The 26,996-nt window shown below is 66.5% G+C and carries 30 protein-coding genes and 1 tRNA gene; 17 read left to right on the forward strand and 14 right to left on the reverse strand.

The features are described 5' to 3' along the window. From A5698_RS14470 to A5698_RS14505, 8 genes are all read right to left on the reverse strand, one after another. Complete coding sequence (locus A5698_RS14470) at positions 1-582, reverse strand: DUF1707 SHOCT-like domain-containing protein (protein WP_068298007.1); 582 nt, start codon at positions 580-582, stop codon at positions 1-3. A 93-nt stretch (positions 583-675) separates the two neighbouring features. Continuing rightward, positions 676-1,437, reverse strand: a complete 762-nt coding sequence (locus A5698_RS14475; RefSeq protein WP_068298079.1) for an SDR family oxidoreductase — start codon at positions 1,435-1,437, stop codon at positions 676-678. Next, positions 1,437-2,207, reverse strand: coding sequence for an enoyl-CoA hydratase family protein (locus A5698_RS14480; RefSeq protein WP_068298010.1), 771 nt, complete (start codon positions 2,205-2,207; stop codon positions 1,437-1,439). The genes A5698_RS14475 and A5698_RS14480 overlap by 1 nt, the downstream gene beginning before the upstream one ends. Next, positions 2,207-3,367, reverse strand: a complete 1,161-nt coding sequence (locus A5698_RS14485; protein ID WP_068298015.1) for an acyl-CoA dehydrogenase family protein — start codon at positions 3,365-3,367, stop codon at positions 2,207-2,209. The genes A5698_RS14480 and A5698_RS14485 overlap by 1 nt, the downstream gene beginning before the upstream one ends. Continuing rightward, complete coding sequence (locus A5698_RS14490) at positions 3,364-5,301, reverse strand: ATP-binding protein (protein WP_068298082.1); 1,938 nt, start codon at positions 5,299-5,301, stop codon at positions 3,364-3,366. The genes A5698_RS14485 and A5698_RS14490 overlap by 4 nt, the downstream gene beginning before the upstream one ends. Before the next feature lie 5 nt (positions 5,302-5,306). Then, entirely contained in the window at positions 5,307-6,902 is a 1,596-nt protein-coding gene (locus A5698_RS14495; protein WP_068298018.1) for an acyl-CoA carboxylase subunit beta, read from the reverse strand. After that, positions 6,899-8,047: an acyl-CoA dehydrogenase family protein gene (locus A5698_RS14500; RefSeq protein WP_068298020.1), complete on the reverse strand. Its 1,149-nt coding sequence runs from the start codon at positions 8,045-8,047 to the stop codon at positions 6,899-6,901. Before A5698_RS14500 ends, A5698_RS14495 begins: the two co-directional genes overlap by 4 nt. Continuing rightward, the gene (locus A5698_RS14505) at positions 8,044-9,762 is read right to left on the reverse strand and encodes an acyclic terpene utilization AtuA family protein (RefSeq protein WP_068298024.1); all 1,719 of its coding nucleotides are present in this window, start codon (positions 9,760-9,762) and stop codon (positions 8,044-8,046) included. The genes A5698_RS14500 and A5698_RS14505 overlap by 4 nt, the downstream gene beginning before the upstream one ends. A 195-nt stretch (positions 9,763-9,957) precedes the next feature. On the opposite strand from A5698_RS14505, the gene rpmF reads away from it, so the two are divergent. From rpmF to mspA (A5698_RS14540), 8 genes are all read left to right on the forward strand, one after another. Further along, positions 9,958-10,131 (forward strand): 50S ribosomal protein L32, encoded by a 174-nt coding sequence (gene rpmF, locus A5698_RS14510; protein WP_064350598.1) that lies wholly within the window; start codon positions 9,958-9,960, stop codon positions 10,129-10,131. 81 nt (positions 10,132-10,212) lie between these two features. Then, positions 10,213-10,899: a response regulator transcription factor gene (locus A5698_RS14515; protein ID WP_068298027.1), complete on the forward strand. Its 687-nt coding sequence runs from the start codon at positions 10,213-10,215 to the stop codon at positions 10,897-10,899. Next, on the forward strand, positions 10,899-12,368 hold the full coding sequence (locus tag A5698_RS14520; protein ID WP_068298030.1) for a HAMP domain-containing sensor histidine kinase: 1,470 nt from the start codon (positions 10,899-10,901) through the stop codon (positions 12,366-12,368). The genes A5698_RS14515 and A5698_RS14520 overlap by 1 nt, the downstream gene beginning before the upstream one ends. A 193-nt stretch (positions 12,369-12,561) precedes the next feature. Continuing rightward, positions 12,562-13,920 (forward strand): S1C family serine protease, encoded by a 1,359-nt coding sequence (locus A5698_RS14525; RefSeq protein ID WP_068298034.1) that lies wholly within the window; start codon positions 12,562-12,564, stop codon positions 13,918-13,920. A gap of 23 nt (positions 13,921-13,943) precedes the next feature. Further along, positions 13,944-14,483, forward strand: coding sequence for a MogA/MoaB family molybdenum cofactor biosynthesis protein (locus A5698_RS14530; RefSeq protein ID WP_197506777.1), 540 nt, complete (start codon positions 13,944-13,946; stop codon positions 14,481-14,483). A gap of 64 nt (positions 14,484-14,547) precedes the next feature. Beyond that, positions 14,548-14,706, forward strand: coding sequence for a hypothetical protein (locus A5698_RS29015; protein WP_197506773.1), 159 nt, complete (start codon positions 14,548-14,550; stop codon positions 14,704-14,706). 359 nt (positions 14,707-15,065) lie between these two features. Then, the gene (gene mspA / locus A5698_RS14535) at positions 15,066-15,722 is read left to right on the forward strand and encodes a porin MspA (RefSeq protein ID WP_068298037.1); all 657 of its coding nucleotides are present in this window, start codon (positions 15,066-15,068) and stop codon (positions 15,720-15,722) included. 535 nt (positions 15,723-16,257) lie between these two features. After that, entirely contained in the window at positions 16,258-16,914 is a 657-nt protein-coding gene (gene mspA, locus A5698_RS14540; protein ID WP_068298042.1) for a porin MspA, read from the forward strand. 60 nt (positions 16,915-16,974) lie between these two features. Here the strand turns inward: mspA (A5698_RS14540) and mscL are convergent, their stop codons facing one another. The 4 genes from mscL to A5698_RS14560 form a co-directional block, all read right to left on the reverse strand. Beyond that, a complete protein-coding gene (gene mscL / locus A5698_RS14545) occupies positions 16,975-17,433 on the reverse strand; it encodes a large-conductance mechanosensitive channel protein MscL (protein WP_067087138.1) in 459 nt (152 codons plus the stop codon). A gap of 92 nt (positions 17,434-17,525) precedes the next feature. Beyond that, positions 17,526-18,176, reverse strand: a complete 651-nt coding sequence (locus tag A5698_RS14550) for an SAF domain-containing protein (protein ID WP_068298046.1) — start codon at positions 18,174-18,176, stop codon at positions 17,526-17,528. Between the two features lie 69 nt (positions 18,177-18,245). Next, positions 18,246-18,572: an FmdB family zinc ribbon protein gene (locus A5698_RS28000; RefSeq protein ID WP_084792448.1), complete on the reverse strand. Its 327-nt coding sequence runs from the start codon at positions 18,570-18,572 to the stop codon at positions 18,246-18,248. A 59-nt stretch (positions 18,573-18,631) separates the two neighbouring features. Next, positions 18,632-19,243: a 5-formyltetrahydrofolate cyclo-ligase gene (locus A5698_RS14560; protein ID WP_068298052.1), complete on the reverse strand. Its 612-nt coding sequence runs from the start codon at positions 19,241-19,243 to the stop codon at positions 18,632-18,634. Positions 19,244-19,308: 65 nt separating this feature from the next. Between A5698_RS14560 and A5698_RS14565 the strand changes: the two genes are divergently transcribed. The 8 genes from A5698_RS14565 to A5698_RS28635 all read left to right on the forward strand — a co-directional run bounded on the left by A5698_RS14565 (position 19,309) and on the right by A5698_RS28635 (position 24,542). Continuing rightward, positions 19,309-20,220: a UTP--glucose-1-phosphate uridylyltransferase gene (locus A5698_RS14565; RefSeq protein ID WP_067087149.1), complete on the forward strand. Its 912-nt coding sequence runs from the start codon at positions 19,309-19,311 to the stop codon at positions 20,218-20,220. A 28-nt stretch (positions 20,221-20,248) separates the two neighbouring features. After that, positions 20,249-21,505, forward strand: a complete 1,257-nt coding sequence (glp, locus tag A5698_RS14570) for a molybdotransferase-like divisome protein Glp (protein WP_068298055.1) — start codon at positions 20,249-20,251, stop codon at positions 21,503-21,505. Positions 21,506-21,521: 16 nt separating this feature from the next. Next, on the forward strand, positions 21,522-22,175 hold the full coding sequence (locus tag A5698_RS14575; protein ID WP_084792449.1) for a GNAT family N-acetyltransferase: 654 nt from the start codon (positions 21,522-21,524) through the stop codon (positions 22,173-22,175). A 223-nt stretch (positions 22,176-22,398) separates the two neighbouring features. After that, positions 22,399-23,409 (forward strand): divisome protein SepX/GlpR, encoded by a 1,011-nt coding sequence (gene sepX / locus A5698_RS14580; RefSeq protein WP_068298061.1) that lies wholly within the window; start codon positions 22,399-22,401, stop codon positions 23,407-23,409. Positions 23,410-23,471: 62 nt separating this feature from the next. Next, positions 23,472-23,544: transfer RNA gene (locus A5698_RS14585), tRNA-Ala, on the forward strand. A gap of 94 nt (positions 23,545-23,638) precedes the next feature. After that, a complete protein-coding gene (locus A5698_RS28630; RefSeq protein WP_156670760.1) occupies positions 23,639-23,872 on the forward strand; it encodes a hypothetical protein in 234 nt (77 codons plus the stop codon). 124 nt (positions 23,873-23,996) lie between these two features. Further along, positions 23,997-24,308, forward strand: coding sequence for a tyrosine-type recombinase/integrase (locus tag A5698_RS14590; protein WP_156670761.1), 312 nt, complete (start codon positions 23,997-23,999; stop codon positions 24,306-24,308). 30 nt (positions 24,309-24,338) lie between these two features. Next, positions 24,339-24,542 carry a hypothetical protein gene (locus A5698_RS28635; protein ID WP_156670762.1) on the forward strand — a complete coding sequence of 68 codons (204 nt, stop codon included), beginning with the start codon at positions 24,339-24,341 and terminating at the stop codon, positions 24,540-24,542. 91 nt (positions 24,543-24,633) lie between these two features. On the opposite strand, the gene A5698_RS14595 is transcribed toward A5698_RS28635, so the two are convergent. Together A5698_RS14595 and A5698_RS14600 are read right to left on the reverse strand one after the other, a co-directional pair. Then, complete coding sequence (locus tag A5698_RS14595; protein ID WP_231967407.1) at positions 24,634-25,524, reverse strand: sulfotransferase family protein; 891 nt, start codon at positions 25,522-25,524, stop codon at positions 24,634-24,636. A 100-nt stretch (positions 25,525-25,624) separates the two neighbouring features. Further along, positions 25,625-25,837 (reverse strand): hypothetical protein, encoded by a 213-nt coding sequence (locus A5698_RS14600; protein WP_156670763.1) that lies wholly within the window; start codon positions 25,835-25,837, stop codon positions 25,625-25,627. Positions 25,838-26,361: 524 nt separating this feature from the next. Here A5698_RS14600 and A5698_RS14605 point away from each other — a divergent pair. Further along, complete coding sequence (locus tag A5698_RS14605; RefSeq protein WP_084792450.1) at positions 26,362-26,886, forward strand: DUF302 domain-containing protein; 525 nt, start codon at positions 26,362-26,364, stop codon at positions 26,884-26,886. The last annotated feature ends 110 nt before the right edge of the window (positions 26,887-26,996 follow it).

Below are 26,996 nucleotides of genomic sequence, written 5' to 3' on the forward strand. Positions count from 1 at the left end.
CTAGGCGGACTTACGCTTCTTGCGCTTGACGCCGACGCGGCCCCACAGGGAGAAGCCGCGGATGCACACGCACGGCGCCCCGGGTGAGCCCTCGCCCTCGACGGAGTGGTCGAAGCTCCCCATCACGCCGACACCGCGAAGGTCGACGTTGACCTCCGGCGGGATCAGGATGGTCTGACCGCCGAAGATCGAATACGAGTGGATTTCCACCTCCGGCGACGTGAAGTCGGCGTACCGCAAATCCAGCACACCGCCGCCAAAAAGAGCGAATGTCGTCATCCGTCTGGGCACGTTCCAGCGGCCGCGGCGCTCGAAGCCGCTCATGATCGCCAGCAGCATCGTCGACGGCGCGGGCCGGCACGGGCCGCCGCTGCGTCCCCGGGTGATCGCACCCGGCAGATCCGCGGACAACCGGTCCAGCTCGTCGTAGGTCTGCGCGGCATATGCCCTGGTCAGCCGGTCCTCATACTCGTTGAGTTGAAGCCGGCCCTGTGCGGCGGCGTCAGTGAGCAGCTGTGCCACCTGGATTCGATCGGTGTCAGCAGCACGCATCGAACGGCTCCGCGACGCTGGATTGCTCATCGGATACGAGCGTACGACGAACCGTGGCACATGCAAGCAAGTACGCCAAACTGTGCCCTGACTCGCTACGGCGAAGAATGTAGATGGCCAAACTTATTGCCGGGATGCCAGGAACTCGGCGAAGCCGACCGAGCCGACGCGGTTCTGCGGGACCAGGTTGGCGCCCGCTCTGAGCTCCCGTCCGATCCGCCCCGGAACGGGTAGCGCGAGCACTCGGCGCCGGCTCCCCGATGCCTCGAGGTACATGCGTGCCAGGTCCGCATGGGTGTGCACCGCCGGACCGCCGATGGCGGGCGCTCGCCCGGCGGGTGCGGCGTCGGCCAATTCGACCAGCCGTGCTGCGACGTCGGCCGTGTCGATCGGCTGGAAGCGCACCCCGCGGAAGGCCCACAGCACCGGCGAGTACCTCTGCAGCGCGAAGATGGTGCGGATCAGGTCGTGGAACTGAGTCGCACGCAGCACGGTGTGGCCGATCCCCGACGATTCCAGAACCTGTTCGGCGCGCAGCTTGGTGCGGTAGTAAGGCAGCGGGATGCGGTCGATGCCGACGATCGACACGTGCACGATGTGAGCGACGCCGGCCCGCCGAGCCGATTCGACGAGATTGCGCATCGCGGTGACGTCCTTGTCGCCGGTCGGCTGCGTCGCGCAGTTGATCACGACCTCGATGCCCTCGACGGCGGCGTCCAGCCCGGTCCCCGTCAACAGGTCTGCCTGCGCCCAGTGCACGCCGGTGTATCCCACGTGGCTCCTACGGCTCAGCGCCCGCACCTCGTGGCCCGCTGCGATCGCTTCGGGCACGACGCGATGGCCCAGCGTGCCCGTGGCACCGGTGACGAGAACCGTGCGTGTCATCAGACCGCCACCCACCTCGGCGCGCGCTTCTCCAGGAACGCGAGCATGCCCTCGCGGGCCTCTTCGGAGACGAACAACTCGGCGGACTGCGCGGTGAGTTCCTCGGCATGCCGGTCGAAGGACTCCAAGATGGGCGCGGTGACCAACGCTTTGGACGTCGCCAGTCCCTGCGGCGATGCCTTGGCGATCGCCGCGGTCAACTCGGCGACGCCGGCATCGACGTCGTCGCAGGCGATCGTGACCAGACCCATCTCGGCGGCCTCCGCGGCCGAGAATTTCTCACCGGTGACGAAATAGCGGCTCGCCGCGCGGCTGGTCATTCTCGGCAACAGGGTGAGCGAGATGATCGACGGCGCGACGCCGATGCGCGCCTCGGTCAGCGCGAACGTGCTCTGTCGTCCGGCGACCACGATGTCGCACGCACCGACGAGGCCGAGGCCGCCGGCGCGGACGTGCCCGTCGATGGCGCCGATGACCGGCATCGGCAGCTCGAGGATGCGGCGCAGCAGACGGGTCATCTCGCGGGCGCGGTCGACTGCCAGCTCACCCGGCTCGCGGCCCGCCGCCTCGCTCAGGTCGGCACCGGCGCAGAATGTTCCGCCCGTGTGGCCGAGCACGACGACCCGCACGCCCGGATCGGCGACGGCGTCGGTGAAGCCCTGGTGCAGCTGTTCGACCAGCGCGGTCGACAACGCGTTGCGATTGGCGGGCGAGTCGAGGGTCAGCCGGACGACCGACCCGTCGACGGTGTACCTGACGAAGGTGTCCATCAGTACGACCGGGGCAGCCCGAGCGAGGTCTGCGCGACGAAGTTGAGGATCATCTCCCTGCTGACCGGCGCGATGCGGGCGAGCTTCGACGCCGTCACCGCGGCGGCGATGCCGTACTCCTTGGTGAGCCCGTTGCCGCCCAACGACTGCACCGCCTGATCGACCGCGCGCACCGACGCCTCGCCCGCGGCGTACTTGGCCATGTTCGCGGCCTCGGCGGCGCCGATGTCGTCACCGGTGTCGTACAGCCAGGCCGCCTTCTGCATCATCAGCTTCGCCAGCTCGATCTCGATGTGGTTCTGCGCCAACGGATGCGAAAGCCCTTGGTGGGCGCCGATCGGTGTCTTCCACACCTGCCGCGACTTGACGTAGTCGACGGCCTTGTCGATCGCGAACCGGCCCATGCCGACCGCGCTGGCCGCGCCCATGATCCGCTCGGGATTCAGACCGGCGAACAGCTGCGCTATCGCGGCGTCCTCGGAGCCGACCAGGGCGTCGGCCGGGAGCCGGACCTCGTCGAGGAAGAGCTGGAACTGGTTTTCCGGGCTGACCAGCTCCATCTCGATCTTGGTCCAGTGCAAACCCTTGGTGTCGGTGGGAACGATGAACAGTGCGGGCTTGAGGTTGCCGGTCTTGTGGTCTTCCGTCCGACCAACGACGAGCACGGCCTGGGCCTGGTCGACGCCCGAGATGTACACCTTCTGACCCGACAGGATCCAGTCGCCGCCGTCACGCCGCGCGGTGGTGGTGATGCGGTGGCTGTTGGAGCCCGCATCGGGTTCGGTGATCGCGAACGCCATCGTGATCGAACCGTCGGCGATACCCGGCAGCCAACGCTTCTTCTGGTCCTTGGTGCCGAACTTCGCGATGATGGTGCCGTTGATCGCGGGGGAGACCACCATCAGCAACAGCGGGCATCCAGCCGCCGCCATCTCCTCCATCACGATGGACAGCTCGTACATTCCCGCGCCGCCGCCGCCGTACTCCTCGGGCAGGTTCACCCCGATGAAGCCGAGTTTTCCTGCTTCCGACCACAATTCGTCGGTGTGCTGATCGGCGCGGGCCTTCTCCAGGTAGTAGTCCTGACCGAAGTTCGCGGCCATGGCGGCGACCGACTTGCGTAACGCCTGTTGCTCTTCGGTCTCGACGAAACTGCTCACTGCTCTCCTTCGGCTTGGGCGAGGACTCGGGCTATGACGAAGCCGACGTCGACCTGTTGGCCGGGCTCGACATTGAGTTCGGCGAGCACACCGTCGCTGGGCGCGGTGATGGTGTGCTCCATCTTCATCGCCTCCAGCCACACCAGCGGTTGGCCCGCGGTGACGGTGTCGCCGACGGCCGCGCCCACACGCAGCACCGAACCAGGCATCGGCGCCAGCAGCGAACCGTGCGCGACCGCGTCATCGGGATCACCGAAACGCGGTACCGCAATGAGATGCACTGAGCCCGTAGGGGTGTCGACGAAAACGTCGTGGCCATACCGCGCCACCTCGAACGGCCGGTCGACACCCGTCACGGTCAACACGACACGGGTCGGAGTCGCGGAGATGAGCGATACGCCGTCGTGGTCGGGCAACTCGAGGCCCGACCGAGTGAACCGGTAGCGGACCTCATGTTCGGCCCCCGCGGCGTCCGTGTACCGCTTGACCTGGTGACCCGATGTCAGATTGCGCCACCCGCTGGGAGCGGCCGCGAATGCCGCAGCATCACCGCGGTTCTGGGCCGCATCGGCGAGCGCGGCGGCCACCGCGGACAATGCGACCGTGCGAGTGTCGGTGAGCGGTGCGGCCAACGCGGCGAGGCCGTGCGTGTCGAAGAACGCGGTGTCGGTCGCACCGTCGACGAACGCCGGATGCCGCAACACGTTGACCAGCAGGTCACGGTTGGTGCACACACCGTGAATGCGGCTGCGCGTCAACGCGTCCGCGAGTACGGCAGCCGCCTGCCGCCGGCTGGGCGCAGCGGAGATCACCTTGGCCAGCATCGGGTCGTAGAAGATGGACACGGTCGAGCCGTCGACGATTCCGGAATCCACCCGGACGTTGGCCGGGACCTCGAACCGGTGCACGGTGCCGGCCTGCGGCTGCCAATCCTTCGCTGGATCCTCGGCGTAGAGGCGGGCCTCGATCGCGTGCCCCCGTGACGGCGGCGGCTCCGCGTCGAGCCTGCCGCCGTCGGCGACCCGCAGCTGCAGCTCAACGAGATCCAGGCCCGTGGTTTCCTCGGTGACGGGGTGTTCGACCTGCAATCGGGTGTTCATCTCGAGAAAGTAGAAGTCCCCGGAAGCGTCCGCCATGAACTCGACCGTGCCCGCACCGGTGTAGCCGATGGCGGTCGCGGCCAGCCGCGCGGCATCGAAAAGCTTGGCGCGCATGCCCGGTGTGCGCTCGACGAGCGGCGAGGGCGCCTCTTCGATGATCTTCTGATGGCGCCGCTGGATCGAGCACTCACGTTCGCCGACCGCCCAGACGGTGTCGTGCTCGTCGGCAAGCACCTGAACCTCGACGTGGTGGCCACTGGCCAGGTAGCGCTCGCAGAACACCGTCGGGTCGCCGAATGCGGAAGCCGCCTCCCGGCGCGCGGCCTCGACCTGGGTCGACAACTGCGACAGCTCACGCACGACACGCATTCCGCGGCCGCCGCCTCCCGCGGACGCCTTGATCAGCACGGGCAGTTGGTCGGCGGTCACGCTCTCGGGGTCCAGCTCGTCGAGGACCGGTACGCCCGCGGCGGCCATCATCTTCTTCGCCTCGATCTTGCTGCCCATCGCGGCCACCGCCGCGGGGGGTGGACCGATCCACGTCAAGCCCGCGTCGCGCACCGCACTCGCGAATTCGGCGTTCTCCGACAGGAACCCGTAACCGGGATGGACGGCATCGGCGCCCGATGCCCGCGCCGCAGCGATCAGCTGATCGGCGTCGAGGTATCCGCTGCGACCCTGCAGGCGGAGCCGCGCATCTGCCTCGCCCACATGCGGGGAGTGCTCGTCGGGATCGGTGTAGACGGCGACCGTCCCTATGCCGAGCCGCCTGCACGTCGCGAACACCCGCCGGGCGATCTCGCCGCGGTTGGCGACCAGGACTCGAGTGATCATCACGCTCACATCCGGAAGACGCCGAAGTTCGACGTCCCCTCGATCGGGCCATTGGCGATGGCGGACAGACAGATTCCGAGGACCGTGCGGGTGTCGCGCGGATCGATCACGCCGTCGTCGTAGAGCCGGCCGGACAGAAACATCGGAAGCGACTCGGCGTCGATCTGCGCTTCGACCGCGGCCCGCAGGGCGGCGTCGGCGTCCTCGTCGACGGCCTGGCCCCGCGCCTCGGCGGCGGCGCGGCTGACGATCGACAGGACGCCCGCCAGCTGAGTCCCGCCCATCACCGCCGATTTGGCGCTCGGCCAGGCGAACAGGAAGCGCGGATCGTAGGCGCGCCCGCACATGCCGTAGTGGCCCGCGCCGTACGAGGCGCCGATCAGCAGCGAGATGTGGGGCACGGTCGAGTTCGATACGGCGTTGATCATCATCGAGCCGTGCTTGATCATGCCGCCTTCCTCGTACTTGCGCCCGACCATGTACCCGGTCGTGTTGTGCAGGAACAACAGTGGCGTATTCGAGCGATTCGCGAGCTGGATGAACTGGGTGGCCTTCTGCGACTCCTCGCTGAACAACACGCCGCGGGCGTTGGCCAGAATGCCGATCGGGTAGCCGTACAGCCGTGCCCACCCCGTCACCAGCGACGAGCCGTACATCGGTTTGAACTCGTCGAAATCCGAGCCGTCGACGACGCGGGCGATCACATCGCGGGGATCGAACGGGATGCGCAGATCCGCCGGCACGATGCCGACCAGCTCTTCGGCGTCGTAGAGCGGCTCAACAACGGGCGCGGGGGTCGGACCCTGCTTGCGCCAGTTCAGCCGGGTGACGATGCGCCGGCCGATCCGGATCGCATCGGGTTCGTCGAGCGCGAAGTAGTCGGCCAGACCCGATGTGCGAGCGTGCATCTCGGCACCGCCGAGCGACTCGTCGTCGGCTTCCTCGCCCGTCGCCATCTTCACCAATGGCGGCCCTGCCAGGAACACCTTGGACCGTTCCCTGATCATCACGACGTGGTCGGACATGCCGGGGATGTAGGCGCCACCCGCGGTCGAGTTGCCGAACACCAGCGCGATCGTCGGAATGCCCGCCGCCGACAACCTGGTCAGGTCGCGGAACATCTGCCCGCCGGGGATGAAGATCTCCTTCTGCGTCGGCAGGTCGGCGCCGCCGGACTCGACCAGCGAGATCAGCGGAAGCCGGTTCTCCAGCGCGATCTGGTTGGCACGCAGCATCTTCTTCAGCGTCCATGGATTGCTGGTGCCGCCCTTGACGGTGGGATCGTTGGCCACGAGCAGGCATTCGGTGCCCTCGACCGCGCCGATGCCGGTGATCAGGCTGGCGCCCACCGTGAAGTCGCTGCCCCACGCGGCCAGCGGGCTCAACTCCAGGAACGGTGAGTCGGGATCGATGAGCAACTCGATGCGTTCGCGGGCGGTCAGCTTGCCGCGGTCATGGTGCCGTTGCACGTACTTCTCGCCGCCGCCGGCCAGTGCCTTGGCGTGTTCGGTCTCGAGCTCGGCGAGCTTGGAAGCCATCGCCGCCTTCGCCTCGCCGAAGGCCGGAGATGCGGCGTCGAGTGTGGAGCGCAGAGCGGTCACGACTGAAATCCCAACGTCTTGGCGGCCAACGAAGTCAGTATCTCGGTTGTGCCGCCGCCGATTCCGAGAATCCGCATATCGCGATACTGACGTTCGACCTCCGACTCGGCCATGTAACCCATCCCGCCGAACAATTGCACGGCCTGGTTGGCCACCCACTCGCCGGCCTCGACAGCGGTGTTCTTGGCGAAACACACCTCGGCGATCAGGTCGTTCTCACCGGAGATCTGTCGCTCGACGACGTGGCGTGTGTATACCCTCGCGACATCGATGCGCCGGGCCATTTCCGCGAGCGTGTTCTGGACCTGCTGTCGTGAGATCAGCGGCCGGCCAAAGGTTTCCCGGTTACGGCACCACTCGACGGCGAGGTCGAGGCAGCGTTGCGCACTGGCGTAGGCCTGCGCGGCGAGCCCGACCCGTTCGGAGACGAACGCCGCCGCGATCTGCAGGAAACCGGAGTTCTCGGCGCCCACCAGGTTGGCCGCGGGCACGCGGACGTCGGTGTAGGACAGTTCGGCGGTGTCCGATGAGCGCCAGCCCATCTTGTCGAGTTTGCGGGTGACTTCATATCCGGGGGTGCCCTTGTCGACCACGATCAACGAGATCCCCGCCGCGCCAGGCCCGCCGGTGCGCACCGCGGTCACGACGTAGTCGGCGCGCACGCCCGACGTGATGTAGGTCTTGGCACCGTTGACGATGTAATCGGCACCGTCTCGCACCGCTCTGGTCGTCAGGTGCCCGACGTCGGAGCCGCCGCCGGGCTCGGTGATCGCGAGGCTGCCGATCTTCTCCCCGCGCAGCGTCGGCCGCACATAGGTGTCGATCAGCCGCTCGTCGCCGGAGGCGATCATGTGCGGCACCGCGATACCCGAGGTGAACAGCGAGGCGAACACGCCGCCCGGAGAACCGGCGTAGTGCATCTCCTCGCAGATCACCACGGCGTCGGCACCGTCGCCGCCACCACCGCCGACCGACTCCGGAAAACCGGCGCCCAACAGGCCGGCCTCACCCGCCTTCAGGTGAAGCCCGCGCGGTATCTCGCCGTTGCGCTCCCAATCGTCGACGTGCGGGAGCACCTCGCGTTCGGCGAATGTCCGCACCGTCTTGCGGAGCTGATCGCGTTCGGGGGTGTGCCACATGCTCACGACATCAGCTCCTCGGGAATGTCGACATGTCTGCTGCGCAACCACTCGCCGAGCCCCTTCGCCTGGGGATCGAACCGAGCCTGGTAGGCGACGCCCTCACCGAGGATGCCCTCGATGACGAAGTTGACCGCTCGAAGGTTGGGCAGCAGATACCGGGCGACCTCGAGATCCCTTGTCTCGGGCAGAAGCTCGCGCAGCTTGTCGATCGTCAACATGTGCGAGAGCCAACGCCACTGCTGGTCGGTGCGCACCCACACGCCGACGTTCGCGCTGCCACCCTTGTCGCCGCTTCGGGCGCCGGCGATGACGCCGAGCGGCGCGCGTCGGGTTTCACTGAACGGTAGCGGCTCGGGTAGGGCGAACGGCGCCACCGGCGAAAGGTCCAGGGTTTCCTGCGCGGGCGGTATCTCGACACGGGAACCGTCGGCGTGCACGGCGACGTGGGGCACCTCCGTGGCCGCGACAACCGCCGGCCTGAACACGCCGTAGACCTGACCTTGACCTGGCGGGCTGGTGGCATGGAAGCCGGGATAGCTCGCCAGCGCGAGTTCGACCGCTGCCGAGGAGAATTGGCGACCGACATTGTCTGGGTCGGGATCGCGTACGACGCAGCGCAGCAGCGCGCTGGCCGCCTCCTCCGTGTCGGCGTCGTCGTGGTCGGTGCGCGCCAGTGTCCACTCCAGTTCGGCCGGCTTGACCGTCAGTGCCGCCTCGAGCTGGCCCCGCACCAACTCGGCCTTGGCCTCGATGTCGAGACCGGTGAGGACAAGCGTCATCTCGTTGCGAAAGCCGCCGATGGCGTTGAGCGACACCTTCAGGGTGGGCGGCGGGGGTTCCCCGCGCACGCCGGAGATCTGCACGCGGTCCGGCCCGTCCTCGGACAACTCGATGCTGTCGACGCGCAGCGTCGCGTCGGGGTTGGCGTAGCGCGCACCGCCGATCTCGTACAGCAGTTGCGCGGTGACGGTGTCGACGCTGACCGCGCCGCCGGTGCCCGGGTGTTTGGTGATGACCGACGATCCGTCCGAGTGGATCTCGGCGAGTGGAAAGCCCGGGTGGGTCAACGCGCTCAGGTCGGGGAAGTCCCGCGCGAAGAACGCGTAGTTGCCGCCGGTGGCCTGAGCGCCGCACTCGATGACGTGCCCGGCCGCGATCGCACCGGCGAGCGGGTCGTAGTCCGAACGGCTCCAGCCGTGGTGCGCGGCCGCCGGCCCGACCGTGACGGATGCGTCGGTGACGCGTCCAGTCACCACCACATCGGCGCCCGCCTCGAGACAGTCGACGATGCCCCACGCGCCGAGGTAGGCGTTGGCGGCCAGAACCGACCCGAAGCCGAACTCGTCCGCACGACCGATCAGGTCGTCGCCCTCGACGTGCGCCACGTTGACCGTCAACCCCAGCCGATCGGCGAGCGCACGCACCGCCCCGGCGAGCCCCGCGGGGTTGAGGCCTCCGGCGTTGGTGACGATGCGCACACCCCGGTCGAGCGCGGTGCCCAGGCACTCCTCGAGCTGGTTCAGGAACGTCTTGGCATAGCCGCGGTCGGCCGATTTCGCGCGGTCGCGCGCGAGAATCAACATCGTGAGCTCGGCCAGATAATCGCCGGTCAGGTAGTCGAGATCGCCACCGGTCAGCATCTCGCGCATGGCCGCGAGCCGGTCGCCGTAGAACCCCGAGCAGTTGCCGATGCGGACCGGTCCACGAGCAGAGGTCACGCGGGCTCCCTTCGTCGCGGCCGCTGCCAACCAACCGGTAGGTTAACGATGACCGGCGGTATCGCGTCAAGGTTCGGGCCATCGAATTCCGTTGTTTTGGAGGCTACGCAGGTCGTTGGCTATCCTGAAGAACACTTGCCGTCGCCTACCGTGCGCGCGGCGCCAGACTTACCCCCTCAAGAGGAGATCTCGACCATGGCTGTGCCCAAGCGCAGGATGTCGCGCGCGAACACCCGTAGCCGGCGCGCGCAGTGGAAGGCCAAGCGCACGGAACTCGTGGGCGTCAACGTCGCCGGTCAGCAGCACAAGGTGCCGCGCCGGCTGCTCAAGGCCGCTCGCCTCGGCCTGATCGACCTGGACCGCCGCTAACGCCGGACCGGATGTCGCCGACCCCAGCGGCACCGGCGCGCCTCTCAGGTCACTCTCAGATAGGGGGTTGACACTGTGGCTGTGCGCATACTTGTCGTCGATGACGATCGCGCGGTGCGCGAGTCGCTGCGCCGTTCGCTTTCCTTCAACGGTTACTCCGTAGAACTCGCCGGGGACGGCCTCGAAGCATTGGATCGCATCGCCAGCGATCGTCCCGACGCCCTGGTGCTGGATGTGATGATGCCTCGACTGGACGGTCTCGAGGTGTGCCGTCAGCTCCGCAGCACCGGCGACGACCTGCCGATCCTCGTGCTGACGGCGCGTGACTCGGTCTCCGAGCGGGTGGCGGGCCTCGATGCCGGCGCCGACGACTATCTGCCGAAGCCGTTCGCGCTGGAAGAACTGCTGGCCCGGATGCGGGCGCTGCTGCGCCGTACGGGTCCCGACAACGGTGCCGAGTCGGCCGCGATGACCTTCTCGGATCTGACGCTGGACCCGGTCACTCGCGAGGTGACCCGGGGCCAGCGCCCGATCAGCCTCACCCGCACCGAGTTCGCACTGCTCGAGATGCTCATCGCGAATCCGCGCCGGGTGCTCACGCGCAGCCGCATCCTCGAAGAGGTGTGGGGATTCGACTTCCCGACGTCCGGCAACGCCCTCGAGGTGTACGTCGGTTACCTGCGCCGCAAGACCGAAGCCGAAGGAGAGCCGCGACTGATCCACACCGTGCGCGGGGTGGGTTATGTGCTTCGCGAAACGCCTCCCTGATGTCTGCGCCGAGTTACGGGGCCGCGCCCCAGCCCGAATCGCCTCGCCCGCCGTCGAGAACCAGTTCGGTGTCGCTGCGGTGGCGCGTGATGCTGTTGGCGATGTCCATGGTGGCGATGGTCGTGGTCCTGATGGCGGTGGCGGTGTGGGCTGTGGTGTCCCGGGCGTTGTACGACGACGTCGACAACCAGCTGCGCAACCGCGCCCGGCTGCTCATGGAAAGCGGCTCTCTGCAAGCCGATCCGAGCAAGGCCATCGAGGGCACCGCGTACTCCGACGTCAACGCGATGCTCGTGATCCCCGGCCGGGCGATCTTCACGGCCAATCAGCAGGGGCAGAGCCTGCCGCTGGGCGATCCCGAAAAGGCTGTGCTGCGAGGCGATCTGATCATGTCGCTGCGCACCGCCGATCATCAGCGGGTGCTCGCGATGCACCTGTCCAACGACAGCTCCCTGCTGATCTCCAAGAGCATGGCGCCCACCACGCAGCTGCTCCGGCGACTGAGCACGGTGTTGATCATCGTCGGTGGAATCGGTGTGGCGGTGGCCGCGATCGCGGGCGGAGCCGTCGCGCGGGCGGGCCTACGCCCGGTGGCGCGGCTGACTCAGGCCGCCGAGCGTGTCGCGCGCACCGACGATCTGCGGCCTATCCCGGTCTACGGCAGCGACGAACTCGCCCGTCTCACAGAAGCTTTCAACATGATGCTGCGCGCATTGGCAGAGTCTCGGGAACGGCAGGCCCGACTCGTCACCGATGCCGGCCATGAACTGCGCACACCGCTGACGTCGTTGCGCACGAATGTCGAACTGCTGATGGCGTCGATGGCGCCCGGTGCGCCGCGACTGCCGGAGGAGGAGATGGCCGAACTGCGCGCCGACGTGATCGCGCAGATCGAGGAATTGTCGACGCTGGTCGGAGATCTCGTCGACCTGACCCGCGACGACGCCGGGGTCACCGTGCACGAGTCGGTTGACGTCGCCGAGATCGTGGACCGTTCGCTGGAACGGGTTCGCCGCCGCCGCAACGACATTGTGTTCGAGGCGACCACCACCCCCTGGTTGGTCTACGGCGACGAGGCCGGCTTGGGTCGCGCCGTGCTCAACCTGCTCGACAATGCCGCCAAGTGGAGTCCCCCCGGCGGACTAGTGACCGTGCGGCTGACCCAGATCGACGCGTTGAATGCCGAGCTGGTGGTCTCCGACTACGGCCCGGGAATCCCGCCCCAGGAGCGTCCGCTTGTGTTCGAGCGGTTCTATCGGTCGACGACCGCACGGTCGATGTCCGGTTCGGGGCTTGGATTGGCCATCGTGAAGCAGGTCGTGCTCAAGCACGGCGGTTCTCTGCGGATCGAGGACACGGTGCCCGGCGGACACCCTCCCGGCACGTCGATGCACGTCGTGCTGCCGGGGCGGCCACCGGTTCAGCGCGCTCCCGAGTGGGTGGCGCCCCGACACGCCCCGGCCGAGTAACTCCCGCGCACGGTCAACGTCGACGATGATTGACATCGGCGGGAACGGGGGAACGAACTTTGGGTATGTCCCGAACGTTCTCTAAGTGGATTCTCAGCCCGACGGGGCACTGTTGAGCAAGCGTCCAACGTTGTGCAGATGTCGGAAAACAAACAACAGAACCAAGAAGAGCAGGAAGAAGAGCCCGAGCGACATGACGAACCACCCGAGGTATTCGCCGCCGCCCCCGCCGCCGTACGGCCGCCGACCGATCGGCAGTGACCACGGGGTGTCCGGCTACCCTGGTGGCGCCCAGCGCCCCGGCCCGTACCAACAGCAGCAGCAGCCGTACGACTGGCGTTATGCGACCCAGCAACATCAGACGCAGCAGCAGTTCCGCGCGCCCTACGACCCCTACCGCGGGGCGCCCCAGCCGCTGCCGGGCCAACCACCGCAAAAGCGTTCGCGCGCAGGGTTGTTGACGGCCGGCGCCCTGGCCGTGGCGGTCGTCTCGGCCGGCATCGGCGGCGGCGTCGTCCTGCTCGCGCAGCCGGATTCGCCGTCGGCGTCGTCGTCTGCCAACGGCGCGGCGCCCAGCGTGCCTGCCGCCAGCCTGCCGGTGGGCTCCGTCGAACAGGTCGCGGCCAAGGTGGTGCCCAGCGTCGTCAAGCTCGAGACCGACATGGGGCGCGCATCCGAGGAAGGTTCGGGCGTCATCCTGACCTCCGACGGGTTGATCCTGACCAACAACCACGTGGTGTCGGCCGCTTCGGACGGCCCGTCCGACCCGGGCACCCCCGCCGCCCGCGCGCAGACCAAGGTCACGTTCGCCAACGGGCACACCGCCCCGTTCACCGTCGTCGGGACCGATCCGAGCAGCGATATCGCCGTCGTGAAGGCGCAGGGCGTGTCCGACCTCGCCCCCATCACCATCGGTTCCTCGGCCAACCTGCAGGTGGGCCAGGACGTCGTCGCCGTCGGCTCTCCGCTCGGGCTGGAGGGCACTGTGACGACAGGAATCATCAGTGCGCTGAACCGGCCCGTCGCTGCGAGCGGTGACGCGCGGAATCAGAACACCGTCCTCGACGCGATTCAGACCGACGCCGCGATCAACCCCGGCAACTCCGGAGGCGCGCTGGTGAACATGAACGGGGAGCTGATCGGCGTCAACTCCGCCATTGCCACATTGGGTGCCGACGCCGGACCTCAGGCGCAGAGCGGTTCGATCGGCCTCGGCTTCGCCATTCCGGTGGATCAGGCCAAGCGGATCGCCGACGAGCTGATCAAGAACGGAACCGCGGCGCACGCCTCGCTGGGTGTGCAGGTCGGCAACGATGCGTCGATCGACGGCGCCCGGATCGTCGAGGTCACCGACGGTGGCGCCGCCGCCGCGGCGGGTCTGCCGAGCGGTGTGGTGGTCACGAAGGTCGACGACCGCGTGATCAGCAGCGCCGACGCGCTGGTCGCAGCCATTCGGTCCAGGGCGCCGGGGGAGAAGGTCACGCTGTCGTATCTGGATCCGTCGGGCAAGCCCAAGACCGTCCAGGTCACGCTGGGTAAGGCACAGCAGTGAGCACGCCGACCGATGTGACCACCCTGAGAGTGGCCGCGCCGCCGTCGGGGCCCGCATATACGGTTGCAGTCATGGAACAGCCAGGGGAGTTGGTGGGCCGGGCTCTGGTCGTTGTGGTCGATGACCGCACCGCACATGGCGACGAGGAGGACCACAGTGGTCCGTTGGTCACCGAATTGCTCGGTGAGGCGGGCTTCGTCGTCGACGGGGTTGTGGTCGTGTCGTCCGACGAGGTCGAGATCCGCAACGCCCTCAACACCGCGGTGATCGGTGGTGTGGACCTCGTGGTGTCCGTCGGCGGCACGGGCGTCACGCCCCGCGATGTCACGCCGGAGGCGACGCGGGACATCCTCGACCGCGAACTGCTCGGAATCTCCGAGGCGCTGCGTGCCTCGGGGCTGTCCGCCGGCATCATCGATGCCGGCGTCTCCCGTGGCCTGGCCGGCATTTCGGGGAGCACGCTCGTCGTCAATCTCGCCGGTTCGCGTGCAGCGGTGCGCGACGGTATGGCGACCCTGAACCCCCTCGCGGTGCAGATCATCGGTCAGCTGGTCGACATCTGACCCGACGCGCCGGAGACGCGCCCACACGCCGAAAATGTGATCTTAATCACAATGGAGTCGGATCATGAGTGACAGGCCGAAGCGCAGCCGGGACTCGATCGACGACGTCTTCGGCGAGGCTTTTCCGCAGATTCCGGCCGACGAGCGCGACGCCCCCGACCCCGACGATGACGCCGACCGCGATCGTTGGATGCGGGAAAACCGTCCGCCGCATCACAATTGACCGCTTGCCCCCCGCGCCGGTTGCCAAGCTCCTGTCGTCGACCGGACCGCGCCGGTGGTGAGTAGACGATCGTGTGCGGCGATCCAGGTTAAATCCAGGTAACGCCATCGCTTACCTCCAAGCGGCCTACAGCAGGTCCCATCGGCAAGTTAGGTAACACTTCTGTTCTATTCAGCGATCTCCCGTTGCCGGGGTGATGCCCGACCGTTATGTTCCTCGTGTCGATGTGGAGCAGGACATAAAAGCGGCATTTGAGAACTCTCATCTGCCTCACATAGGGCGTAGCCTTGTGTGCCGTTTGGGGCCAGGCGCAGAGCACGGTGAGCCGCGGGCTGACCGCAGACATAGGTGGGGAGGACATGAAGGTATTCGGTCGGGTGCTGATGGCGTTGGTTTTGGCGATAGCTGGAGCCGTGGCGTCGTTGTTCGTGAGCACGGGCACTTCTCACGCGGGTTTGGACAACGAGCTGAGTCTGGTTGACGGCAAGGATCGGACGTTGACCATTCAGCAGTGGGACACGTTCCTCAATGGTGTGTTTCCTCTTGACCGCAACCGGCTGACCCGTGAGTGGTTCCACAGTGGTCGGGCGAAGTACATCGTGGCCGGCCCGGGTGCCGATGAGTTCGAGGGCACGTTGGAGCTGGGCTATCAGATCGGCTTTCCGTGGTCGCTGGGTGTGGGCATCAACTTCAGCTACACGACGCCGAACATCCTGTTCGACCAGGCACCGGTCCCGGGTACCGGCGCGATCTTGGGTGGGGCCGGCTTCATCACCACCCCGAACCTGTTCCCCGGTGTGTCGATCAGCGCTGATCTCGGTAACGGTCCGGGTATCCAGGAGGTCGCGACGTTCTCGGTGGACGTGGCCGGCGCCAATGGCGGTGTGGCGGTGTCGAATGCGCACGGCACGGTGACCGGTGCGGCCGGTGGTGTGTTGTTGCGTCCGTTCGCTCGGCTGATCTCCTCGGCCGGTGACAGCGTCACCACCTACGGCGAGCCCTGGAACATGAACTGACACACGCTCTCCCGAGCAGCAGAACAGCCCCCGGAAACCTCCGGGGGCTGTCTTGTATCTGGCTGGCAATGAAAGGCAGGATTTCGTTTGCGTAAACGCACGAAGCACTTAGCTGGTGATCTTGATCACAGCGTGTAACAACCTCGAAACTGTGATCTCGTCGCTCGTCGCATTCGGATGTGCCTCAGCCCACGATCACCTCGGCCGGTCTGCCGAGAACTGCGAGCTTGCAGCCCATGTTACTCGCGATACAGCCCTGAAATCCGCTCGGATCAAGCATTATTCGCGCGATGAAGAAAACTCGGCCGGCGGCCCGGAAAAGGCTTCCACCGCGGGCCGCCCGTGCGTTCGCGTTGCCGGTTTCCGTCAGCGCCGTTATGTTCCTCCTGTCAACGGATGAGCGAAACATTAGAGCAGTATGTGAGGCCTCTCATTTGCTCAAATGCGACTCATGCGTCGTGCGGCGCTAGCGCCAGCTACGGCTGACACCAGTTGCGGGTCCACCGGGGACCCGCATCGACTAGCTAGGGAGAACATGAAGGTATTCAGTCGGGTGCTGATGGCGCTGGTTTTGGCGATAGCTGGAGCCGTGGCGTCGTTGTTCGTGAGCACGGGCACTTCTCACGCGGGTTTGGACAACGAGCTGAGTCTGGTTGACGGCAAGGATCGGACGTTGACCATTCAGCAGTGGGACACGTTCCTCAATGGTGTGTTTCCTCTTGACCGCAACCGGCTGACTCGTGAGTGGTTCCACAGTGGTCGGGCGAAGTACATCGTGGCCGGCCCGGGTGCCGATGAGTTCGAGGGCACGTTGGAGTTGGGGTATCAGATCGGTTTCCCGTGGTCGCTGGGTGTGGGCATCAACTTCAGCTACACGACCCCGAACATCCTGTTCGACCAGGCACCGGTCCCGGGTACCGGCGCGATCTTGGGTGGGGCCGGCTTCATCACCACCCCGAACCTGTTCCCCGGTGTGTCGATCAGCGCTGATCTCGGTAACGGTCCGGGTATCCAGGAGGTCGCGACGTTCTCGGTGGACGTGGCCGGCGCCAACGGCGGTGTGGCGGTGTCGAATGCGCACGGCACGGTGACCGGTGCGGCCGGTGGTGTGTTGTTGCGTCCGTTCGCTCGGCTGATCTCCTCGGCCGGTGACAGCGTCACCACCTACGGCGAGCCCTGGAACATGAACTGACACACGCCTCTCCCGAGCAGCAGAACAGCCCCCGGAAACCTCCGGGGGCTGTTCCGTTCCTCAGGATTTGTCGGCGCTGGTCGTTTTCGCGGTGTCCGGGTCCGGGCCGGTGCCGGGGCCCGCGCTGTGGGCGCCCGACGATCCGTTGGTCTCGGCGAGGATGTTGCGGATCTCGGTGAGCAGCGACAGCTCGGTGTCCTGGGCCTGCTCGACCTCACCCCTCTTGCGCAGCCGGTTGTACGGCATGACGACGAGGAAGTACACGACCGCCGCCACCAGAATGAAGTTGATCGCCGCGGACAACAGGACGTTCAGGTCGATCGTCTCGCCTCCGCCGATGCCGATCCGCAGAATGCCGTAGTCGGCCTCGCCGCCCGCGCCGACGCGGTTGATCAGCGGCTGGATGATGCTGTCGGTGAACTTGGTGACCAGCCCGGTGAACGCCGTGCCGATGACCACCGCGACCGATAGGTCGACGATGTTGCCCCGGGCGAGAAACTCTTTGAAGCCCTTCAACATGTGTCTCGGATCCTCCCTGCCGTGGTGTGCGCTCGACAGTTACGCACGTTAGCTGCGTTGCCGCCGAAGAGGAGCGGAAATACCCGAAGGCTTCAGTGCAGCGTGAGCGTCACGGTCTGCACCAGCGTTGCGGCCGCCACCTCGTTGGCGGCGTGTGCGGGCAGCGCCACCAGAACGACGCGATCCGCGCTCGCGCCGGTACCCGACGCCTTCTCGGACACCAGCACGACGATCGCGTCCGTCGCCACGACTCGCGGCGGAGTGTCGGATTCGCCGCTGGCCGCCAGCACGTCGACCACATCACCGGGCCGGATCAGGTCGAGCACCGCGGTCTCGTCGAGCGACAGGGGGACGATGCGCGCCATCGGCCCCGCCGCCGCTTCGGCGAGCCTCGGCGTCAACAGGCGGACATCGGTGAGCGCTTCGCCGCGGCGGACCGGACCGGTCAACGTGGTGCCGACAACCGCGGCCAAGTCCGATTGGATACCGTCGGGAAGCGTTGCGGCATCGAGCTTTTCAACACGGACGTCGTCGGCGTCCAATTTGCTTCCCGGGCTCAGATCCCGCGCGGCGACGATGGCATCGACGCGTTCGTCATCAGGGTCCGAACGCAGCGCCGCGACGGCGGCGAGAACCACCAGGCCGCCCGCGGCGATTCGACGCGCCAGGACGGTGCGTGTCCAGTCCGGTCGCAAGATCGCGGTGAGCCGGTGAAACGGTAACGGATTGAGTGAGTCCCCCATGCGGCCAAATTAGGCAGCGCACTGGGGTGATGGGCGAGTTGGTCGACCGCCTGTGGATAACCGCGGAGGTCAGCTCGACGCCGCGGCCGCCGCGGTCGAGCTAGACGAGGTCGAACCGGAGTCGCTCGACCCGCTGCCGCTCGACTTCTCGGAGGAGGTCGACTTCTCTGATGAGGCGCTCGAGCCGTTGCTGGAGCCGTTCGACGAGCTCTTGCCGGCTTCGCGGCTGTCGGTGCGGTAGAAGCCGCTGCCCTTGAACACCACACCCACGTTCCCGAACAGCTTGCGCAGGCGGCCGTTGCACTTCTTGCACGTGGTCAGCGACGCGTCGCTGAACGCCTGGATCGCGTCGAACTTGTCGCCGCACTCGGTGCACGCATAGGAATACGTAGGCACGAGACCCCTCCCTGGTGGTCAGATCTGTTAGCACTCTACCGGCTCAAGTGCTAGAACCGCTACGTGGCGTTCGTCATTCCCGGTCCGGGCGGGTCGAGGGCCACCAACCCCCGTTGCGGCGTCAGCGCATGGGTCATCGACACGTCGTGTGGTTCAGCAGGTAGCCGGTCGACGAGTTCGTCGTCGCGAACCACCGCAACGAGCCGCGCCGACCGCGACACCCACCGCAGCGACCGGTCGTAGAACCCGGCGCCACGTCCCAGTCGCACACCGCTCCGATCGACGGCCAGGGCGGGGATCAAGAGCGTGGTGGCGCGCGCGACGCCCTCGGGCGCCAGCCACGGCCCCTTGGGCTCACGAAGTCCGAAGCGGCCCTCCGCCAATTCCCCGGGCACGTACCCGCCCCACCGCAGCGGTTGCGGTACACCCGCGGTGTCGTGCCTGGCCACCGGAAGCAGTACTTGCACACCCCGACGGTGAAGTGAGTCGATCAGCGCGAGCGAGCCGGGTTCGGAGCCGCCCGGCACATACGCGCAGACGGTTTCTCCGGCCGAGATGAACGTCGTCGCATGGCCGACCAACGCGTGCGCGTCGGCGTCGTGCTCATGTGCGGGAACAGCCCGGCGGGCCGCCAGAATCGCCGCCCGTAGCTCCGCCTTCGCCGCGCTCACGTCATCTCCTCAACACGCCCGACCTCGCCATGTTCAACCTGCCCTTGGACGTTAGTGTGTGAACGATGACACGGCCTTTGGTCTCTATCCCTCACACGGCGGTGGTACCTGCAGCGGGCCTGGGCACGCGTTTCCTGCCGGCCACCAAGACGGTCCCCAAAGAGCTGCTGCCGGTCGTCGACACACCCGGCATCGAGCTCGTCGCCGCCGAAGCGGCCGAGGCCGGCGCGGAACGCCTGATCATCATCACGTCCGAGGGCAAGGACGGAGTAGTCGCGCACTTCGTCGAGGACCTCGTGCTCGAGGGCACGCTGGAGGAGCGCGGCAAGAAGACGATGCTCGAAAAGGTGCGTCGCGCCCCGGCTCTCATCAAGGTCGAGTCGGTGGTGCAGGCCGAGCCGCTCGGCCTCGGCCACGCGGTCAGCTGCGTGGAGCCGAAGCTTGGAGCAGACGAGGATGCGATCGCGGTACTACTGCCGGACGACCTCGTGCTGCCGACCGGCGTGCTGGAGACGATGTCGAAGGTGCGGGCCAAGCGCGGCGGTTCGGTGCTGTGCGCGATCGAGGTGCCACGCGAGGAGATCAGCGCCTATGGCGTCTTCGATGTCGAACCCGTCTCCGATACCAACAACCCGAACGTCATGCGCGTGAAGGGGATGTATGAGAAGCCGAAGGCCGAGGACGCGCCGTCGCCGTACGCCGCGGCAGGCCGGTACGTCCTCGACCGGGCGATCTTCGATGCGTTGAAGCGGGTTCCGCGCGGCGCCGGCGGCGAGATCCAGTTGACCGACGCCGTGGCGTTGCTCATCAACGAGGGGCATCCCGTCCACGTCGTCGTGCACCGCGGCTCTCGACACGACCTCGGAAATCCCGGAGGCTACCTCAAGGCTGCGGTTGACTTTGCGTTGCAGCGCGATGACTACGGGCCGGAACTCCGGCGGTGGTTGGTGGAGCGATTGGGGCTGGTCGACTGCTGAGAGCCCCGACGCCATAGATAGGGGTGCAGTGCGTTCGGTCGAGGAACAGCAGGCACGAGTCGCGGCTGCGGCGGTTGCGCCGCGCCCGGTTCGGGTGGCGATTGCCGAAGCGCAGGGGTTGATGTGCGCCGAGGAGGTCGTCACCGAGCGTCCGCTGCCCGGATTCGATCAGGCCGCGATCGACGGATACGCGGTGCGCAGCGTGGACGTGCTCGGCATCGGCGACAACGGCGAGACAGAAGAGGCGTCCGACGGCGAGGTGAGCCTGCCGGTGATGGGGGTGATCGAGGCCGGGGCCCGGACCCCCAGCCGATTGCAGCCGCGGCAGGCCGCGCGCGTGCAGACCGGGGCTCCGATGCCGACGCTTGCCGACGCGGTACTCCCGCTGCGCTGGACCGACGGCGGCGATGCGCGGGTGAAGGTGTTGCGCGGCGTCCGGTCGGGGGCGTACGTACGACGCACGGGCGACGACGTCCAGCCCGGCGATGTCGCGGTCCGCGCGGGCACGATCATCGGTCCGGCACAGGTCGGACTGCTGGCGGCGGTCGGCAGGGAACGGGTCCTGGTGCATCCGCGGCCTCGGCTGTCGGTCTTGTGCGTCGGTGGTGAGCTTGTCGACATCTCCCGCACGCCCGGCAACGGGCAGGTCTACGACGTGAACTCCTACGCGCTGGCCGCCGCGGGGCGTGATGCGGGCGCCGAGGTGAACCGGGTCGGCATCGTCGACACCGACCCGAAGCGGCTTCGCGAAGTGGTCGAGGGTCAGCTCAATCGCGCCGAAGTCGTCGTCATCGCCGGTGCGGTCGGCGGCGCGGCGGCCGAGGGCGTTCGCTCGGTGCTCTCCGAGATGGGGGAGATGGAGGTGACCCGCATCGCCATGCACCCGGGGTCGGTGCAGGGATTCGGTCAGCTCGGCCGTGACGGTGTGCCGGTGTTCCTGTTGCCCGCCAACCCCGTCAGCGCGTTGGTGGTGTTCGAGGTCATGGTGCGGCCACTGATCCGGCTGTCACTCGGTAAGCGCCAGGCGCACCGGCGGATCGTGCAGGCGCGCGCACTGTCGCCGATCGAGTCGGTTGCGGGACGGACGGGATATCTGCGCGGTCAACTCATGCGCGATCAGGACACCGGCGAGTACCTCGTTCAGGCGCTCGGCGGAGCGCCCGGTGCATCGCATCTGCTGGCCACGCTGGCCGAAGCGAACTGTCTGGTGGTCGTGCCCTCCGAGGCCGAACAGGTCCGCACCGGCGAGATCGTCGACGTCGCATTCCTGGCACAGCGCGGCTGATCCGCGCGGTGTCGACGTGAACCTGTGGCGGTCCAGTTCGATACACCCGGGTTGGCCGATGTCCGCCGGACCGCTGCGGGTCGCCGCCGGCGTCGTGCGTCTGCGTCCCATCCGGTTCAGAGACGGCGCGCAGTGGAGCCGTTCCCGGCTGGCCGACCGGGCCCACCTGGAGCCGTGGGAACCCGCCGCCGGTGCGGATTGGGAGACGCGCCACGCCATCACGTCGTGGCCCTCGGTGTGTTCGGGGCTGCGGTCCGAAGCCCGTAAGGGGCGGATGGTGCCCTTCGTGATCGAGTTGGACGATCAGTTCTGCGGGCAACTGACGATCGGCAACGTGACGCACGGGGCGCTGCGATCGGCGTGGATCGGCTACTGGGTGGCCAAATCGGTGAACGGCGGCGGCGTCGCGACGGCCGCCTTGGCGTTGGGTGTCGACCACTGCTTCGGCCCGGTCGGGTTGCACCGGGTCGAAGCGACCGTGCGTCCGGAAAACGCCGCCAGCCGTGCGGTTTTGGCGAAGGTCGGCTTTCGCGAGGAAGGGCTGCTACGCCGGTATCTCGACGTCGACGGCGCCTGGCGCGATCACCTCCTGGTGGCTATCACGATCGACGAACTCACCGGATCGGCGGCCTCGGCGTTGGTGCGCCAGAGGCGCGCCGAGTGGGCGTAGCGCGGCGGACCTTCGCGAGATCTACCGCTGGGCTGTGCGGTCAGCAAAATCGCGACCCTGGTGGTGATCTCGCGGTACCCCGGACACGCCCGCTGTTACGAAAGTGACATTTGTGACTGTTGGTGCTTGTCTCCAGCGAATTACAGGTGTGTAATTGTCTCGGCGCGCCGCCCACGGATGCGCAGGTCACAGACCTAGCCTTTAGGGGAAAGGAGCAGGCGACATGCCAAGCATCCCCCAGTCCCTTCTGTGGATATCTCTCGTCGTTCTCTGGCTCTTCGTGCTCGTGCCGATGCTGATCAGCAAGCGCGACACCGTGCGCCGGACGAGTGACGTCGCGCTGGCGACGCGCGTGCTCAACAGCGGGCGCAACTCTCGACTGTTGAAACGGCGCGGCCCAGCCGCCGGCCACGCCAGCGATCCGGACTGGCGGCCCTCGGAAGACGACCTCGACGACGAGATCCAATCGGAATCGGAGCCCGTCGTTGGCCGGGCGGTCGTGCGCGCCGCCGCGGTCGGCGTCCAGGAGAAGGTGGAGCCCGACTACCTCGACGTGGACGTCATCGACGAGAATTCGGGCGCACTTCCCGTGGGTGAATCGGATCGGCAGGAAGCCGAAAACGAAGAGCTCACACTGCAGTTCGACGAGGCAGCGGACGAAAGCGACGACCAGGCCGACGATGAAGTCGTCGCCGAGGAGCAGGCCGTCGAACCCGAAGACGACGAGTACGAGACCGTCGACGATTCGTCCGGCCTCGAGGCACCGTCGGAGGCCGACTTGCGGATGGCCGACTCGCTGTCCGAAGCGCGCCGGCGTCGGCACGAGTCGAAGACCGCGGCCGCGGTGAGTGAACGCAAGTACAAGTTCCGCAAGCGGATGCTGACAGCGCTGGGCGTGCTGCTGGTGGCGTTGGCGGCTGCGGCGTTCACGCTGAGCCCGACGCTGTGGTGGCTGTGTGGCGCGGTGAGCGGCTTCACCGTGCTCTACCTCGGTTATCTGCGGCGCCAGACCCGGATCGAGGAGCGGCTGCGCCGCAGGCGTGCGCAGCGCATCGCCCGTTCGCGGCTGGGCGTGGAGAACACCGACGACCGCGAGTTCGACGTGGTGCCCGCTCGGTTGCGGCGCCCGGGTTCGGTCGTGCTGGAGATCGACGACGAGGACCCGATCTTCGAGCACCTCGACTATGCGCCCTTCGCGCGCCACTTCGACCTGCCGCGGGCTGCGGGCCAGTAGACCGAGGAGCGCCGTCGATTTTCGGCGGCCGTCCGGGGGCTGGTAGCCTGCTACCGGTATCAGGGGCTATGGCGCAGTTGGTAGCGCGACTCGTTCGCATCGAGTAGGTCAGGGGTTCGATTCCCCTTAGCTCCACGCATCTGACCAGCATAAACGCTAACTTTCCCGAAGGCAACGGAACAGATTACGGAACACAGCCTAAGATCGGGCCCCATTATGGGGGTGACCGGTGGCTAGCATCCACGTCCAAGACAACGCCTGGGACAGAACATGGCGGGTCAAGTGGCGCCACGACGGCAAGCAGTCGTCCCTGTCCTTTGATGACGAAGCCGGCGCCAAACGGTTCAAAGACAACATCGAGCAGCACGGCCCAGACGAGGCGATGCGAATCCTCGAGGTCGAAGGACGAGAACACCGCACCGCGACTGTCGCGAGTTCGTCGACAAATACATCGACTCCTTGACGGGTGTGCAGCCGCGACAGTTGCTCGCTACCGCTCCTATCTGAACCGCGATATCACCCCAACCCTCGGGTCGCTGCCGTTGACGGCAGTCACCCCGTACACGATCGGACGATGGGTCAGCGAGATGGCAGACAATAAGGTGTCGAGGAAGACGATCCAGAACAAGCACGCGTTCCTGTCGGCGGCGTTCAAGCAAGCCGTGAAGGATGGGCTGATTGGGGCGAACCCGTGCGAGGATCGCCGCCTCCCGGAAACCCGCCCGCGGGAGAAGGTGTTCCTCACCGCCGCCGAGTTCGAGCTGATCCGATCCAAGCTCCCCGAGAAGTACCGGCCGTTCGCCACGTTCCTCGTCATGACCGGGCTGAGGTATTCGGAAGCGACCGCACTCACACCCGACGATGTGGACCTGGTGAAGAAGACTGTCACTGTGAATTAGGCGTGGAAGTACTCCGGGTCGCGGGAGACGTTGAAGCTCGGCCCGCCGAAGACCCGAAAGGGTAAGCGGACGGTGTCGGTGCCCGAGGCCGCGCTCGTCGGACTGGACTTGTCGGGGGATTGGGTGTTCACCAACAGTGTGGGTAACCCGCTGCGGGCGCAGGAGTTCTACAACCTCGCCTGGAAGCCAGCTCGCGAAGCCGCCAAAGAAGCGGGGTTGAAGAAATCACCCTAAATGTTTCCCCCACCCGGAGTGACAAAAATGGGATCGGCCCTCGCCGAGGCCCCTTCCCCCCAGCCCGACGAGGGCCGATACCAACCAAAGATTATGCCCACGTGCCTCGGCGTAGGTGCAATGCTGCTTTACTTTCGATGCCGGCTTTGCTCAACCACAACGGGATGCGCCGATAAATCCGGTCGATGCGCCGATACTCGTCCAACACCTCTCTGCTCGGATGGCAGTCGATGTTGTCGATGCCGTTCCATGATTCGTCGCTGGCCGCAGCACTCAACGCCCGCCACACCTGTGCGACCGCCGGGTCATCGATGCGCTGCTCGCGGTGCCGGTGATGATTCAACTCCGGGTTGAGAAACGCATCCACCGCGCCCTCATCCCAGGTGAAGTCCACATTCAACGCTGCGGCGATACGTTTGAGTTCGCGCCGCCAATCGGCTGTCACGTTGAAGAAGTCCACGAACACCCGGTCAACGTCGCGGGTTGACCGTTCGGCGGCCAGATAGTATTTCAGCCACAACGCTTCGGAGAATGGTGGTGAGGCGTTGAGGAAGTACCGTTGCAGGGAGTGGGCGGTTCGGCGTGGGTGCCGAGTCGCGATCACCGCCCCGACCCGGTACCCCATTTGTCGTGCGGCTTGGAACCACAGATCAGCGAGCAGGGTGATTTGGGGGTCTTTGATCACGATCACCGGCTCGGCCGGCAGCGTGGCTAGATAGTCCTGCACTTCGGGTAGAAACCGGTCGGTGGTGTAGCCGCCTTCGGGGGGGATCGGGTTGAACCACGCGCTGTGACATCGCCGCAGGATTTTCATGTTCAGCAGGATCGCCGCCCGCGGCTCCCAGAACCCGCGAGGATTGTTTTTACTGGCCCCGAGCATCCCTTTTGGCAGCGCGGCCCCGGACAGGCTAAGTGCTCGGGTGAGTGCAGCGGTCCCGGAGCGGGGCATACCTAACACGAAAATAATGGTGCGGTCAGACACGAAGAACTTCCCCTCGATGTTCTCAATTCTGTGCGTTGCCTGTGACCTGACCATAGTTGCGCGGGGAACGAATCGGAACCCGCGCAGATAAGCGTTTACGTCAGGTGGTGGCGGGTGGGTAGATGCCGTACACCCCGCGCTGATCCCCGGACAGGACTTGCCGATGCTGGGTATCGGCCCGTTTGATCAACGCCCGCACCCGGGCGAGATCCTCTGCGTCGAGGCGTCGGGTGTACTCGCACAACCGCACCACACCCCACACCACAGCCACGCAGGCCGCGATGCCGGCGAGCTGCCAAAAGTAGGCACCCACAAACCCGACCACCAAAAGCCACGCAAAAACCGCACGGCTCTAGCGCGTCTTGCTGGCCGACAGATCGTTGGGGTGCATGGGTGAGATTCCCGCGTCCCACATTGCGCGGCGTTTCTCATTGACTTTTGATGTTCCTGTACTCGCGGAGGGTGGCGTAGAGGACGCAGGTACCCACACGCGCCAACCAACCGATGAACACCGGAAGCAGCGACTCTATTTTTCTTGATTTCCTTCCCTACTCCCGGGGGCCGGACGCCCCCGCGAAACCCTTCCAAGGGGTGTTCCGTCACGGAACACGCCAACGCATATCCGCAGGACAGCGGAACAACATAGGATGACGTAGATGAACAATCACCGCAGGTCAGACCCTGTTTTGCCTGGTCTGGTCAGGGGTTCGATTCCCCTTAGCTCCACAGAGTTCGATCTGGTCCACGGCGGCCGTAGCCTGAGTTCACTGGACGCTACTCAGGAATATTCGAGGCCTGTCTCGGCTTGCATCTGGCAACAGGTGAAAGGCGGACGTCATGACCGATGGGAAAGCCTCTGCCGGCCAACCTGAGCCGGTGCTCAGCGCCGCCATCCGGCCGCGTGCGACCCGATTCGACGGGGTTCGCCTGCGCTACGACAGCGTAAGGAGTTTCGACGAACTCGTCGCGGCCGTGCTCGCCGAGGTCGGTGATGAACCCGTGCCGATGGAGGAGATCGCCCGCCGGAACCTGCGCTGGGACGACTTCGCACGGGAAGTCGAATCTCACGAGGGTGCCACCGGTTTCATGCTGTTCGCACGATGGGATCACGGTGGGTGGCTCGCCAAGGCCGGCATCGACAGGAAAGTGCTCCGCGTGGTGATCGGCAACCCGTTGATCGCGATCACGATGCTGCGCCACGATGCGTCCGCGGGGCTGTTCGCGCCGGTCGAGCTGCTGCTGACCGATGAAGCCGGCAACCACAGCGCGCTCACCTATGTGCTGCCGTCCTCGCTCATGGGGTTGCGTCCACCAAGGTGGTGTACGAGTCGGGACCTGATTAGCGGTGCCGGCGTGTCGTAGCCGAATGAATGAAGGTCATCGCGTGATTCTTCGAGAGACCCGTCAAAGTCACTCGAGCAAAGGAATCGACGCGATGACCACTGCCCACAATATCGACCTGCCCGCCGTGC

Source organism: Mycobacterium sp. E136 (genome assembly GCF_001666865.1).
GTDB lineage: Bacteria > Actinomycetota > Actinomycetes > Mycobacteriales > Mycobacteriaceae > Mycobacterium.